Annotated in this window: 12 protein-coding genes; 7 read left to right on the top strand and 5 right to left on the bottom strand. The window is 72.4% G+C overall.

Translation table 11 applies throughout. The features are described 5' to 3' along the window. Window positions 1-89: 89 nt before the first annotated feature. Window positions 90-971: a lysophospholipid acyltransferase family protein gene (locus tag AB0B48_RS07990; protein WP_357197687.1), complete on the top strand. Its 882-nt coding sequence runs from the start codon at window positions 90-92 to the stop codon at window positions 969-971. Window positions 972-999: 28 nt separating this feature from the next. Here the strand turns inward: AB0B48_RS07990 and AB0B48_RS07985 are convergent, their stop codons facing one another. The 3 genes from AB0B48_RS07985 to AB0B48_RS07975 all read right to left on the bottom strand — a co-directional run bounded on the left by AB0B48_RS07985 (window position 1,000) and on the right by AB0B48_RS07975 (window position 4,111). Continuing rightward, window positions 1,000-1,851 carry an HAD-IB family hydrolase gene (locus AB0B48_RS07985; protein ID WP_357197684.1) on the bottom strand — a complete coding sequence of 284 codons (852 nt, stop codon included), beginning with the start codon at window positions 1,849-1,851 and terminating at the stop codon, window positions 1,000-1,002. Window positions 1,852-1,995: 144 nt separating this feature from the next. Then, window positions 1,996-2,865 (bottom strand): DUF5667 domain-containing protein, encoded by an 870-nt coding sequence (locus AB0B48_RS07980; protein WP_355005758.1) that lies wholly within the window; start codon window positions 2,863-2,865, stop codon window positions 1,996-1,998. 289 nt (window positions 2,866-3,154) lie between these two features. Next, window positions 3,155-4,111 carry an ECF subfamily RNA polymerase sigma factor, BldN family gene (locus tag AB0B48_RS07975; protein ID WP_357197613.1) on the bottom strand — a complete coding sequence of 319 codons (957 nt, stop codon included), beginning with the start codon at window positions 4,109-4,111 and terminating at the stop codon, window positions 3,155-3,157. 587 nt (window positions 4,112-4,698) lie between these two features. On the opposite strand from AB0B48_RS07975, the gene AB0B48_RS07970 reads away from it, so the two are divergent. From AB0B48_RS07970 to AB0B48_RS07960, 3 genes are read left to right on the top strand one after another with little or no spacing between them, the layout of a single operon-like run. Next, window positions 4,699-6,306 carry an AMP-binding protein gene (locus AB0B48_RS07970; RefSeq protein ID WP_357197610.1) on the top strand — a complete coding sequence of 536 codons (1,608 nt, stop codon included), beginning with the start codon at window positions 4,699-4,701 and terminating at the stop codon, window positions 6,304-6,306. Beyond that, a complete protein-coding gene (locus AB0B48_RS07965) occupies window positions 6,296-6,550 on the top strand; it encodes a glutaredoxin family protein (RefSeq protein WP_030490173.1) in 255 nt (84 codons plus the stop codon). Before AB0B48_RS07970 ends, AB0B48_RS07965 begins: the two co-directional genes overlap by 11 nt. Window positions 6,551-6,570: 20 nt before the next feature. Then, window positions 6,571-7,233 carry an HAD hydrolase-like protein gene (locus AB0B48_RS07960; protein ID WP_357197607.1) on the top strand — a complete coding sequence of 221 codons (663 nt, stop codon included), beginning with the start codon at window positions 6,571-6,573 and terminating at the stop codon, window positions 7,231-7,233. On the opposite strand, the gene AB0B48_RS07955 is transcribed toward AB0B48_RS07960, so the two are convergent. Further along, window positions 7,214-7,867, bottom strand: coding sequence for a response regulator transcription factor (locus AB0B48_RS07955; protein WP_030329744.1), 654 nt, complete (start codon window positions 7,865-7,867; stop codon window positions 7,214-7,216). The two genes, AB0B48_RS07960 and AB0B48_RS07955, sit on opposite strands and share 20 nt — an antisense overlap. A gap of 215 nt (window positions 7,868-8,082) precedes the next feature. Then, the gene (locus AB0B48_RS07950; protein ID WP_357197604.1) at window positions 8,083-9,387 is read right to left on the bottom strand and encodes a sensor histidine kinase; all 1,305 of its coding nucleotides are present in this window, start codon (window positions 9,385-9,387) and stop codon (window positions 8,083-8,085) included. A gap of 486 nt (window positions 9,388-9,873) precedes the next feature. Here AB0B48_RS07950 and AB0B48_RS07945 point away from each other — a divergent pair, with 486 nt between their 5' ends. The 3 genes from AB0B48_RS07945 to hemC all read left to right on the top strand — a co-directional run. Continuing rightward, complete coding sequence (locus AB0B48_RS07945) at window positions 9,874-10,644, top strand: redox-sensing transcriptional repressor Rex (protein ID WP_357197600.1); 771 nt, start codon at window positions 9,874-9,876, stop codon at window positions 10,642-10,644. Continuing rightward, complete coding sequence (locus AB0B48_RS07940) at window positions 10,641-12,038, top strand: glutamyl-tRNA reductase (protein ID WP_355005752.1); 1,398 nt, start codon at window positions 10,641-10,643, stop codon at window positions 12,036-12,038. The genes AB0B48_RS07945 and AB0B48_RS07940 overlap by 4 nt, the downstream gene beginning before the upstream one ends. Further along, the coding region (hemC, locus tag AB0B48_RS07935) for a hydroxymethylbilane synthase (RefSeq protein WP_357197596.1) at window positions 12,035-12,785 on the top strand (751 nt) is incomplete at its 3' end. The genes AB0B48_RS07940 and hemC, both read left to right, overlap by 4 nt.

Here is a 12,785-nt window from a genome sequence, read left to right as displayed (position 1 = left end):
CGACCGCACCCCCGACCCCCAGTACACCGCCGGCCCCGGCTCCGGCCGCACCGCCGGCCCCAGCCCCGGCCGACGGGGTCGGCGGCGGGTTGTCCGGCGGCACCGAGTCGGCGGTGTCGGACCGGCCCGGGGACCACTGGGACCGCAAGGTCGCGAACGGTTTGGCGTTCCTGCGCCGACGGCTCTCCGGTGACTACGAGGTCGACGAGTTCGGGTTCGACTCGGAGCTGACCGACGCGGTCTTCCACCCGCTGCTGCGGCTGCTCTACCGCGACTGGTTCCGCACCGAGGTCAGTGGGGTGGAGCACGTCCCGGTGGACGGGCCCGCGCTGGTGGTCGGCAACCACTCCGGAACTGTGGCACTGGACGCCCTGATCCTCTCGGCGGCGCTGCACGACAAGCATCCCGCCCACCGCTACCTGCGGCTGCTCGGCGCCGACCTGGTCTTCCGGATGCCGGTGGTCTCCGAGTTGGCCCGCAAGACCGGCGGCACCGTGGCCTGCAACCCGGACGCCGAGCGGCTGCTCAGCGGCGGCGATCTGGTCGGTGTGTTCCCCGAGGGCTTCAAGGGCATTGGCAAGCTCTACGCCGACCGGTACAAGCTGCAACGCTTCGGGCGGGGCGGGTTCGTCTCGGCGGCGCTGCGTACCGGCACCCCGATCGTGCCCGTCGCCATCGTCGGCGGCGAGGAGATCTACCCGATGCTCGCCGACATCAAGCCCCTGGCGCGGCTGCTGAAGCTGCCCTACTTCCCGGTCACGCCGACGTTCCCGCTGCTCGGCCCGCTGGGCATGGTGCCGCTACCCAGCAAGTGGCTGATCGAGTTCTGCCCGCCGATCCCCACCGCCCACCTGACCGACTCGGCGGACGACCCGCTGGTGGTCTTCAACCTCGCCGACCAGGTGCGGGAGACCATCCAGCAGACCCTGCACACGCTGCTGGAGCGACGCCCCGACCCGTTCGGCCCCTGAACCAGCCGGCGCGACGTGTCGCGTGAGGTCAGCCGGCTCGGCGGCGGCGCTGGAGGGCCAGGCCGGCGGTGACCGCGCCCGCGACCAGCCCGGCGGCCGCCGTCGACGGTACGGCGATCTTCACAGCCCGGCGACCGCTGCGGAAGTCCCGCACCTCCCAGCCGTGCTGGCGGGCCTGCCGCAGCAGGGTGCCGTCCGGGTTGACGGCCACGGCCCGGCCCACCGCGCGGAGCAGCGGCAGGTCGTTCGCCGAATCGCTGTAGGCCGCGCAGCGGGACAGGTCGAGCCCTTCCACGGCGGCGAGTTGGGTGACCGCCTCAGCCTTGGCCGGCCCGTGCATCAGGTCACCCACCAACCGTCCGGTGTACGCCCCGTCCAGCACCTCGGCCACAGTGCCGATGGCACCGGTCAGGCCGAGCCGGGCGGCGATCACCCGGCCGATCTCGACGGGGGCGGCGCTGACCAGCCAGACCCGCTGACCGCCGTCCAGGTGACGCTGCGCGAGCCGGTGGGTGCCGGCCCAGATCCGGGGGGCCATCATCTCGTCGAAGATCTCCTCGGCGAGGTGTTCGACCTCGTTGACCCGCCAGCCCTGAACGAAGGCCAGCGCGGCCTCCTTGGCCAGTGACATGTCACCGGCGTGCTCCCGGGCCAGCAGCCGGAAGCGGAGCTGCTGCCAGGCGAATCGGGCCAGGTCGGCGGTCGTGACGTAGTTTCGGGAGGCGAGCCCACGGGCGAACCAGTAGATCGACGCGCCCTGCATCATCGTGTTGTCCACGTCGAAGAACGCCGCAGCGCTCGGATCGGGTGCGCTGACCGGGGCCAGGTCGGTCTCCGCCCAGGCTGCGGTATGCCCCTCGGCGTCGGTGCTGACCGTCACCTTACGGCTGCGCGCCACGCGAATCCCTTCCTCACCGGTACGACGGATGCTCCCCCGCGAGCGTATCCGCCGTAGACGGGCGACCGGCCGGGCACACAGCGAACTGTGGCGCGGCCGGTCGGACGTGCGGTATGGGGACGCGGGTCAGCGGGCCCCGGGGCAGGTGTTCGGGTTCGGCCCGAGGGCGTCGCTGGCGGTCGGTGCCGGCAGGCCGCAGGCGATCGCCGCGCGCAGGTCGTCCGAGCGTTCCCGGATGCTGTCCAGCAACACCAGCGACCGCTGGGTCCGTTCCCGGTCGACCCGGGTGCTCCCGTCGAGCAGACCGCGTACGGCCCGGCGCTGGCTCGACACGAAGGTGTTGAGAGTGTCCAGGCTGCCCGGCTCGGCCCGCTGCACGGCGGCGGAGGTCAGCAGGCGAACTCCCTGCCGGCTGTCGGCGTCCATGTCGTCGAGGACCGCGCTGTAACCGATCCGGTCGCCGCGCAGCTTGGCGGCTTCGCCGACTCTGGTCCGGGCGAAGTCCAGGAAGAGTTGGCCTCTGCTGATGTCGGAGCTGGCCAGGGCGAGCTGTGCCCGTTCGGTGGAGCGCTTCATGCCGTACAGCGCGTCACCGGGCACCGCGTTCTCGCTGGCGGCGGAGATTCCGGAGACGGCGATGGCCCCGGCGGCGATGCCGACCAGGATCGCGCCCCGGGCTCGGGCCCGCCGTGCGGTGACCGCCGGCAGCAGCCGCCCGCGGGTGGTGGTGGCGGCCGGTTCGCTGACCGCCGCCGGCGTACTGCCCAGCCCTTCCCGCTCGGCGGTTGCGAGCAGCATCGCCCGCAGGCCGGTACGGAAGTCCTGGTCCACCTCGACAGCCGGGGGGTCGACGCTGAGCCGCTGACCCACTGCGACGAGCGGCGCCAGTTGGCCGTCCACCCGGGATCGCACGTGGTGTCGTCGAGCGCCGTTGGCCTCGTCGAGAAGCTGCGCGAAGCGCTCCGCGCGCCGGCGGGAGAAGAGGGTGTTGTCCACCGCAGGCACCTCCTCTCGCTGGTCACGGCCGGTCGGCCGCCGTCGTTGCCAGCGACCGGGCGGCAGTGTGACACCACGGAGGTGAGGTGCCGCCGGCATGCCGGTCGGACCTCGGTGACCCGGGCCTGCCGGGACATCCACCGGTCGCACCCGGAGAAACGCGGCGGACCGCGCACGGGTTACGGGCCTGGCGGGGCGGAAATTACAGAAAGTGATGGTCATCACCGGGCGGGACCGACTTTGAGCTGCGCGGACGTTGATCGACGTCCGTCGGTCCCGCCGTAACAAACTACGGCTGGAAGCCGTCGGGCAGCAGCCGGGCCAGGGCGCGGACGGCGCGGTACTGGAGGGCCTTGATGGCTCCCTCGTTCTTGCCCATCGCGCGGGCCGTCTCGGCGACCGAGAAGCCCTGGAGGAAGCGGAGCACGATGCACTCCTGCTGCTCCGGGTTGAGCTGCTTGACGGCGGTGAGGAGCGCGACGTTGGTGATGTGCTCCACCACCGCCGCCTCCGGGCTGCCCTCCGGGCCCCGGTCCTCCCGGTCGGCGTCGAGCACGTCGCCGGTGGTGACCTCCAGCCGGTACCGGCCCGACTTGAAGTGGTCCGCGACGAGGTTACGGGCGATCGTCACCAGCCAGGCGCCGAGGTCGCGGCCCTGCCAGGTGAAGCTGCCGATCCGCTTGAGCGCGCGCAGGAAGGTGTCCGAGGTGAGGTCCTCGGCGAGTTGCCGGTTGCCGACCCGGAAGTAGACGAACCGGAAAACGGTGTCCACGTAGCGGTCGTAGATCAGACCGAACGCCTCGGACTCACCGGCCTGGGCCCGCTCGATCAGCGTCCAGACCTCGGTCGCCGGGTCGGACGGGTCCGGGCGGCTCGGGAAACCGGTCGGAGTGGTCGCGGTGGTGGCCGGCACCGCCGGGATCACCGCTGTCTCGCCCGCCGCCGGGTCGGTGGTGACCGCCGGTGTGTCGCTTACCCGACGCCCCTGCACAGGCATCGTGGGTCGCGGCGGTACGGCGACCCGGCCGCCGGCCGGCTTCGCGTTTCCACCGGGCACCGCGGGTCGCGGCGGTGGCTCGTTGTGGTGTGGCCGGCTGCGGATCCGCTGCGCCGCGCCGTCACCTCGCACGACGCCGCCGTGCTGTTCGTCAGACGGGGCACGGGCCGCGGGCCGCTCGTTGACGTGGGAGCGGGCGGGTTGACCGGTCAGGCCGACCGGACGTTCCGCGTATCCGAAGGTGGTCATCGCGTCGCCCCCGTCCCGTCGGTCGCCGGGCGGGCCGGTCTGGGTCTCGTCGGGGCGGACCGGCCGGGTGACCGGTCGGGCAGGACGGTCACGGGAGTTGCCGACGCGCGGCAATTCCCGTGGAGGTGCTGGTCCAATGCGCTCACAGGCACGGGGGCCTCCTCGGGCTGAGGGGTGTCGACTCACGGCAAATGGGGTGAGCCGACCCGAGTGATGATAGGGCCAACGTCACCCGCGCGTGGCAAGTCCGTTACACAAGGCGGAAGTATTTCCCGCTCCGTCGCACCGGTGGCGGACCGGTTGTCCGTCGTGTGCGATTGACTTTCCGTCGGCTCGGTGTTCCAGGATGGATCCCCAGGTCGGAGGCTTTCCGGCCGTTCGGCTGACCCACCGCGCCGGCCGGCCGGACGGTGGCGGCCGAACCGCCCTTGGTCAGCGTCGCACGTCCCATCGACAGGACCTGATCTGATCGCCGGTGGCACACCGGACAGTCCCGTACATGGGACTGTCGCAGTGTCGTCCTCCGGGCGTGGCGCACCACCATCGGGCGTGGCCCGCCGGGGTCCGCTGTGCCAGACTCGATCACCGTGCAGGACGTCTCGGAAAGCCCCGCGCCGAACCTCGCCGACCGGGTCCGCCGGGCGGCTCTCGACAGCGCCGACCGGCCCGCGCTGCACTGGCGTGAACACTCAGTGAGCTGGTCCGAACTGGACACCGCTGTGGACGCCGCCGCCCGCGGCCTGTCCGCCGCCGCGCCACCCACCGACCCCGGCGGTACGCCGCCACGCGTCGCCATCGCGCTGCCCAACACACCGGACTTCGTGATCGCCTGGCTCGGCGCCCTCCGCGCCGGACTGGTCACCGTGCCGGTCAACCCCGGCCTCACCGCCCCGGAGCTACGGCACGTGCTCGCCGACTCCGGCGCGTCGGTGCTCATCGCCACCGACCACGTTCGAGGCCTGGTCGCCGACGTGGCCGCCGAACTGCCCGCGCTCGCCTCGGTGCACGGCACGCCACCGACCGTCGACCCGCCCGGACCGGCACCCCGCCCGCGACGTGGCGGCACCGACCTGGCTGTCCTGCTCTACACCTCCGGCACCGAGGGGCGACCCAAGGGAGCGATGCTCTCGCACCAGGCCCTGCTCGCCAACCACGAACAGGTCGACGGGATCGAGCCGCCGGTGGTCGGGCCGACCGACACCGTTCTCCTGGCGTTGCCGCTGTTCCACGCGTACGGGCTCAACTCGGGGCTCGGCGCGGTAGTGCACCACGGCGCGACGGGTGTGCTGCTCGACGAGCCGGGCCCGACGGCAGGGCTGGACGAGGTCGCGCGGCACCGGGTCAGCGTGCTGGTCGGCGTACCGTCGATGTTCCTGACCTGGGCCGGCGCGGCCGCGGCCCGCGCGGCGACCGCGTCGGTGCGGGTGGCGGTCTGCGGCGCGGCACCGCTCGAACCCGCTGTCGCGGCGCGCTTCACCGAGGTCACCGGGCATCAGGTCCACATCGGGTACGGCCTCACCGAGACCGCGCCGGTGCTCACCTCCACCCTGGTCGGCGGCGTGGCCAAGCCGGGTTCGATCGGCCGGCCGCTGCCCGGGGTGCGGCTGCGCCTGGTCGGCGCCGACGGGACGGACCTGTGGCGGGACGGGCTGGCCGTCCCCGACGACGACCCCGACGAGCTGGACATCTCCGACGTGGCTCCGGGCACCGACCCGGGGCAGATCGTGGTGTCCGGCCCGAACCTCTTCACCGGCTACTGGCCCGACGGTCGGGGTGGCCCGGACGCCGACGGTTGGTGGGGCACCGGTGACATCGCGTACGCCGACGAGGACGGTGACCTCTTCCTGGTCGACCGGCTCGGCGAGCTGATCCTGGTCAACGGGTTCAACGTGTACCCGCACGAGGTCGAGCTGGTGCTCGCCGGGCACCCCGGGGTGGTCGAGTCGGCGGTACTGGGTGTGCCACACCCGCGGACCGGCGAGACTGTGCGGGCGTACGTGGTGCCGGTGCAGGGCCGACCGGTGACCAGCGAGGAACTGCTCGCCCACTGCGCACGGAACCTGGCCCGGTTCAAGTGCCCGACCGGTGTCGAGTTCGTCGACGCCCTGCCGCACTCGGCGATCGGCAAGGTACGCAAGACCCAACTCCGGTCGGCGCCGCCGACCGACCGCACGGAGGTAACCGATGGCCAGTGACGCCCGACTCGCCCTGATCACCCGACCCGGCTGCCACCTGTGCGACGACGCCAAGGCGGCGCTCGACCGGGTGGTCGCGGTCACCGGCGACAAGTGGGTCGAGTGGGACGTCACCGGCGACGAGGGGCTGGAGCGGGAGTACGGGGACCGGCTACCGGTGGTCATGCTCGACGGCAAGGAGCACGGCTACTGGCGGGTCGAGGAGGACCGGCTGCTGCGGGACCTGACCACGCCGCAGCTCTGACCGGTACCTATGGTGCTCTGATGACCTTCGCGCACCCGCACCTCGTCTGGGACTGGAACGGCACTCTGCTCAACGACCTCAGCCTGGTGGTGTCCGCCACCAACGTCGTGTTCGCGAGCCTGGGCGGGCCGACTGTCACATTGGACGAGCACCGGGTGCGGTTCCGCAGGCCGATCGCCGAGTACTACGCCGACGTGCTCGGGCAGGCAGTGGACGACGACGAGTTCGGTCGACTGGACAAGATCTTCCACGACGCGTACCGCACCGGGTTGACCACCTGTGAGCTGGCCGCCGACGCACGCGGCGCGATGGCCTCCTGGCCGGGCACCCAGAGCCTGCTCTCCATGTGGTTCCACGAGGAACTGGTCCCGACCGTGCACACGTACGGTCTGACCAGCCACTTCACCCGCGTTGACGGGCTGCGGGCCACGGTCGGCGGCGGCTACAAGGCCGAGTCGCTCCAGCTGCACCTGGCCGAACTGGGCGTGGACGGCGCCTCGGTGGTGCTGATCGGCGACTCCATCGACGACGCCGACGCGGCGCTCGCGGTCGGCGGCCGTGCCGTGCTCTACACCGGCGGGTTCACCGACCCGGGCCGGCTGCGCGCCTCCGGTCACCCGGTCGCCGACACCCTCACCGACGCGGTGGCCCTGGCCCGGGAGGTCAGTTCCGCAGGTAGGTGAGGACGGCCAGCACCCGCCGGTGCTGTTCGGTGTCCGGTGGCAGGGTGAGCTTGGTGAAGATGTTGCGCACATGCTTCTCCACCGCGCCGTCGCTGACCACCAGGGCGCGCGCGATCGCGGTGTTCGAACGTCCCTCGGCCATCAGGGCGAGCACCTCGCGTTCGCGGGGGGTCAGCTCCCGCAGCGGGTCGTCACGGCGGCGTCGGGCGAAGAGCTGACCGACCACCTCCGGGTCGAGCACCGTGCCGCCGCCCGCCACCCGGCGCAGCGCGTCCAGGAACTCGTCGATCGCGGCCACCCGGTCCTTCAGCAGGTAGCCGATCCCGCCGCCGGCGCCGCCGGTGGTCGCGAGCAGATCATCGGCGTACGAGACCTCGACGTACTGGGAGAGCACCAGGATCGGCGTACGCGGCACCAGCCGGCGGGCCTCCACCGCAGCCCGCAGCCCTTCGTCGGTGTGTGACGGGGGCATCCGGACGTCGACGATCGACACGTCGGGCCGGTGCTCGACCACCGCCTCGACCAGGGCGTCACCGTCCCCGACGGCGGCCACCACCTGGTGCCCACTCTCGGTCAGCAGCCGGACCAACCCCTCCCGGAGCAGGACGGCGTCGTCGGCGATCACGATGCGCATGGCTGTGGTGTCTACCACGTCGCTCACCATCGCGGCGGCTTCCGGCGGCTCACGGCATCTTCTTGGTTCGCTCGCAAACCCGGCTCACTCCTCGCGCTCACAGCATCTTCTTGGTTCGCGACTGCGGGGCTCGCAAACCCCGCTCACTCCTCGCGCTCACAGCATCTTCTTGGTTCGCGACTGCGGGGCTCGCAAACCCGGCTCACTCCTCGCGCTCACAGGGGAAGCTCGGCGCGGATCTCGGTGGGGCCTCCGGTCGGGCTGGCCACCATCAGTTCGCCACCCGCGGCCCGGACCCGGTCGGCGATGCCGGCCAACCCGTGCCCCTTCGCCAGGTGCGCGCCGCCCTGCCCGTCGTCGCCCACCCACACCTGCAGGTGGGAGCCCCGCCGGGTCACCGTCACGGTGGCCTCGGTGGCCCGGCTGTGCTTGGCGACGTTGGTCAGCGCCTCGGACACCACGAAGTACGCGGTGTTCTCCACCGCCGGGTCGAGCCGCCCGGCCGGGGTGCCGAGCTGCGGGTCCACCTGGAGCTCGATCGGGATCAGCCCGCGGGCGGCGATCGCGGCCAGGGCGCTGGGCAGGCCCCGGTCGACAAGGATCGGCGGGGCGATGCCCCGGGACAACGCCCGCAGCTCGGCAAGCGTGTCCCGGGTCTGGCTGACCGCCTCGTCGATGGTCCGGCCGGCCGCGTCCGGGTCCGAGGCGAGCTGCATCCGGGCCCGGCTGAGGTCCATCGCCAGCCGGACCAGGCGCTGCTGGGGACCGTCGTGGATGTCACGCTCCAACCGGCGCAGCGCGGAGGCCTCGGCGGACACGGCGGCCCGCTTCTGCTCCTCCAGCACTGTGATCCGGTCGCGCATCTCGGCCACCCCGGTCAGCATGGCCTTGGCGAAACTCGCCTGGAGCAGTGCGCAGCCCCGCACCACGATCGGCAGGGTGATCAGGAAGAACACCCCGAGCGCGGTGTTCAGCCCGATCCGGGCGGTGGTCGAGTCGCCCAGGCCGAGGAGCTGCGCCAGATCCTGGTCACCCTCACCGGACGGGTGGGGGATGGCCCAGTCGTACGCCCAGTAGAGCGAGCCGGCGATTGCCGCGGCCCACCACGACAACGTGACCACGAAGGTGCCCACCGCCGCGATCAACCGCAGGATGCCGTGCGCCAGGTCGAGCCAGGACTGGGCGTCCCGGATCGGCACGAAGATCCGGCGCCAGGCGTTCGCGCCCGCCTCGGGCAGCCGGTAGTTCGGCCGGATCCGGGGCTGCCGGAGCACCGCGGCCATCCGCAGCCGCTCGATGTCGGCCAGGCCACGGGCGGCGTACAGGGTGCCGCTGAGGATCGGCAGGCCGATCACCGTGACGACCAGGCCGACGCCCACCGACAGGCCGACGACGAGGACGATGAAGCTGGTCAGCCCCAGGGGCAGGCCGAGCAGCACGTACCCGGAGTCGACGAAGAGCTGGCGGGGAATGCTCGGTGCCAGCGTCGGTCGGTCGCTGGTGGCGGCAACGGCGGTCATGCCCAAAGGCTAGGCATGTGGCCTCGCCGGACCCATCCCGAAACCCCGCCTCTCCGCCGTAGTGCTACCCCCACCCCACCCCACCCGACCCCACCCCACCCCACCCCACCCCACCCGCCCTACGGCGTCGATCTTGCAGTTTGTGTTGGTGAATTGCCCTTGAATGGGCGAGAAGCGAGAGCAGTAAGTGCAAGATCGCGGGACGTGGCGGTGGGGCCGGCGCGGGATTGGTCAGAGAAGTCGGGATTGAGCAATAATCGCCCGGGCGGTGAGCGGACCAGGCCGTTCAATCGATCTTGTGGAATGGAGGGGCTGGTGAGGTCGCGCCACGCAGCGACAAGATCGCGATTTGTGCACGTCTTCACAAGCGCCTACGCTGTGACTCCGACGCGCCCTGCTAGCACAGCCGGCAATCTCGGTCGCCAGCGGGAGTCCACAAACGGCCGACCAGCGGAGTTGGCCGAGGATCGCACCGCACGGAGTCTCATGAGTCAGCACCGTCACCCAGGCGCGCCCGGCCGCGCCGGTGCCGTACCGGCGCTCCCGGATCTGCCCGAGGCGACCGTCGCTCGGCTCCCGGAGTACCTGCGCGCGCTGCACAACCTCGCCGACACCGGGCACGAGACGGTCTCCAGCGAGGGTCTCTCCGCCGCCGCCGGGGTCAACTCCGCCAAGCTCCGCAAAGACCTTTCCCACCTCGGCTCGTACGGCACCCGGGGCGTCGGCTACGACGTCGCGCTGCTGATCGAGCAGATCGAGTATGTGCTCGGGCTCACCCAACGTCGGGCGGTCGCCCTGGTCGGCGTGGGTAATCTCGGTCACGCTCTGGCCGGCTACGACGGCTTCGCCAGCCGGGGCTTCCGGATCGCCGCACTGCTCGACGCCGATCGCTCACGGGTCGGTGAGGAGATCAACGGCCTGGTCGTCAGGCATATTGACGACCTGCCGACGGTCGCCGCGGAGGAATCCCTCGCGATCGGCGTGATCGCCACCCCGGCCGCCGCCGCCCAGCAGGTCGCCGACCAACTGGTCGCCGTCGGCGTGACGAGCATCCTCAACTTCGCGCCGTGCGTACTCTCGGTTCCGGAGGGGGTCGACGTGCGCAAGGTCGACCTCGCCATCGAGCTGCAGATTCTGTCCTTCCACGAGCACCGCAAGGCGTCGCTGACCGCGCTGCCCGCCACCGGCGGGTCCGCTCTCACGGCCCTGCCGGGCGGGTTCGCGGCCACCGATACCCAGGAGGCGATAGGCACGTGAAACTGCTCGTCGTCGGCGCGTCCTACCGGACCGCCCCGGTCGCCACGCTGGAGCAGCTGGCCGTGCCCCCCGCCGACCTGACCCGCACACTGGACCGCCTGGTCGCCCAGCCGTACGTGGCCGAGGCGGTGATCGTCTCCACCTGCAACCGGGTGGAGGTCTACGCCGCCGTGTCCGGTTTCCACGGTGGGCTCGGCGACGTCTGCGCCGTGCTGGCCGAGCAGGCCGGCAGCTCGCCGACCGCGCTCGCCAGCCACCTGTACGTGCACTACGACACAGCGGCCGTGGACCACGTCTTCCGGGTCGCCACCGGTCTGGACTCGATGGTGGTGGGCGAGGCGCAGATCCTCGGCCAGCTGCGTGACGCGTACCACTGGGCCACCGGCGCCGACTCGGCCGGCCGGCTGCTGCACGAGCTGATGCAGCAGGCCTTGCGGGTCGGCAAGCGGGCCCACGCCGAGACCGGCATCGACCGGGCCGGCCAGAGCGTCGTCACCGCCGCCCTGGAGCTGGCCGCCGGGCACCTCGACGGCGACCTCGTCGGCCACCCGGCCCTGGTGGTCGGCGCCGGTGCGATGGGTTCGCTCGGGGTGGCCACGCTGTCCCGGCTGGGCGCCGGGCCGCTCACCGTCAGCAACCGGGGCGCTGACCGGGCCGTCCGGCTCGCCGAGTCGTACGGGGCGAGTGCCGCGCCGATGACCGAGCTGGCCGACACCCTCTCCACAGTGGACATCGTAGTGGCCGCCACCGCGTCCACCGAACCGGTCCTCACCCGGTCCGTGGTCACCGCGGCGCTGGCCGAACGCGACAGGTCCCGAGGCCCGCTGGTCCTGCTCGACCTTGCCGTTCCGCGCGACGTCGAGGAGGGCGTCGCCGAGCTGCCCGGCGTCGAGGTGATCGACATCGACCGGATGGCGGCGCTGCTCGCCGACGGCCCGGCGGCTGCCGACGCCGCAGCCGTCGAACGCATCGTCCTCGGCGAGGTGGAGGGCTTCCTCACCTGGCTGCGCGGCGCCGACGTGGCACCCACAGTGGCCGCGCTGCGCGGCCGGGCCGACGACGTGGTCACCGCCGAGCTGCGCCGACTGGCCCAGCGTCGCCCCGACCTCGGAGACGACCTGCGGGCCGAGGTGGCCCGCACTGTGCACCGGGTCGTGCAGCGGCTGCTGCACCAGCCCACCGTGAAGGTTCGCCAGTTGGCCGCGGAGCCCGGCGGCGACCAGTACGCGGCACTGCTGCGCGAGCTGTTCGACCTCGAGGTGCCGCAGACCTCGCCGGTGGACACCGTCCCTGACGTGCTGACCCCCGACCTCGGCATGGCGCTCCCCGGCACCGACCCGTTGTCCGGAGCCGACGCCGCCGAGCCCACCCCACCCAGCGGAGGTGCGCGATGACCGCCCCACTGCGCCTCGGCACCCGGGGCAGCGCCCTGGCGATGGCCCAGTCCGGCCAGGTCGCCGAGGCGTTGACCGTCGCCACCGGTCGCCCCGTCGAACTGGTCGAGGTGGTCACCGCAGGCGACCGCTCCAACGCGCCGGTGCACCGGCTGGGCGTCGGGGTGTTCGTCTCCGCACTGCGCGACGCGCTGACCGCCGGGACGATCGACTTCGCTGTGCACTCGTACAAGGACCTGCCCACGGCCGCCGCCGGTGGGCTGCACATCGCGGCGGTGCCAGCCCGGCAGGACCCGCGCGACGCATTGGTGGCCCGCGAAGGCCGAACGCTCGCCGAGTTGCCGCCCGGGGCCACTGTGGGCACCGGCGCGCTGCGTCGGATCGCCCAGTTGCACGCCCTCGGCCTGCAACTGGAGGTCACCCCGATCCGCGGCAACGTCGACACCCGCCTGGGGCGGGTGCTCGGCCCCGAAGCCGATCTCGACGCCGTCGTCCTGGCACGGGCCGGTCTGGCCCGACTTGGCCGACTCGACGTGATCACCGAGTCGCTGGACCCGATGCTCATGCTGCCCGCTCCCGCTCAGGGCGCGTTGGCCGTGGAGTGCCGGGTCGACGACCGGGACCTGGTCGAGCTGCTCGCCGTGCTCGACCACGCACCGTCGCGGGGCGCGGGCCCCCCGGCCGCCGGCGGTGTGGGCGACCCCGCGGGGCGGGGGGGGGCCCCCCCCGCCCCCCCTTCAGGAAAGG

This window comes from Micromonospora sp. NPDC049089 (assembly GCF_040648775.1).
Taxonomy (GTDB): Bacteria; Actinomycetota; Actinomycetes; order Mycobacteriales; family Micromonosporaceae; genus Micromonospora.
Note: the sequence above shows the minus strand (reverse complement) of the source record. Positions and strands in the feature narration are given on the sequence as shown.

Coding starts and splice junctions, on each gene's coding strand:
- AB0B48_RS07950 (WP_357197604.1), bottom strand. CDS start 9,387: ATGACCGCCGTTGCCGCCACCAGCGACCGACCGACGCTGGCACCGAGC.
- AB0B48_RS07975 (WP_357197613.1), bottom strand. CDS start 4,111: ATGACCACCTTCGGATACGCGGAACGTCCGGTCGGCCTGACCGGTCAA.
- AB0B48_RS07955 (WP_030329744.1), bottom strand. CDS start 7,867: ATGCGCATCGTGATCGCCGACGACGCCGTCCTGCTCCGGGAGGGGTTG.
- AB0B48_RS07965 (WP_030490173.1), top strand. CDS start 6,296: ATGGCCAGTGACGCCCGACTCGCCCTGATCACCCGACCCGGCTGCCAC.
- AB0B48_RS07960 (WP_357197607.1), top strand. CDS start 6,571: ATGACCTTCGCGCACCCGCACCTCGTCTGGGACTGGAACGGCACTCTG.
- AB0B48_RS07945 (WP_357197600.1), top strand. CDS start 9,874: ATGAGTCAGCACCGTCACCCAGGCGCGCCCGGCCGCGCCGGTGCCGTA.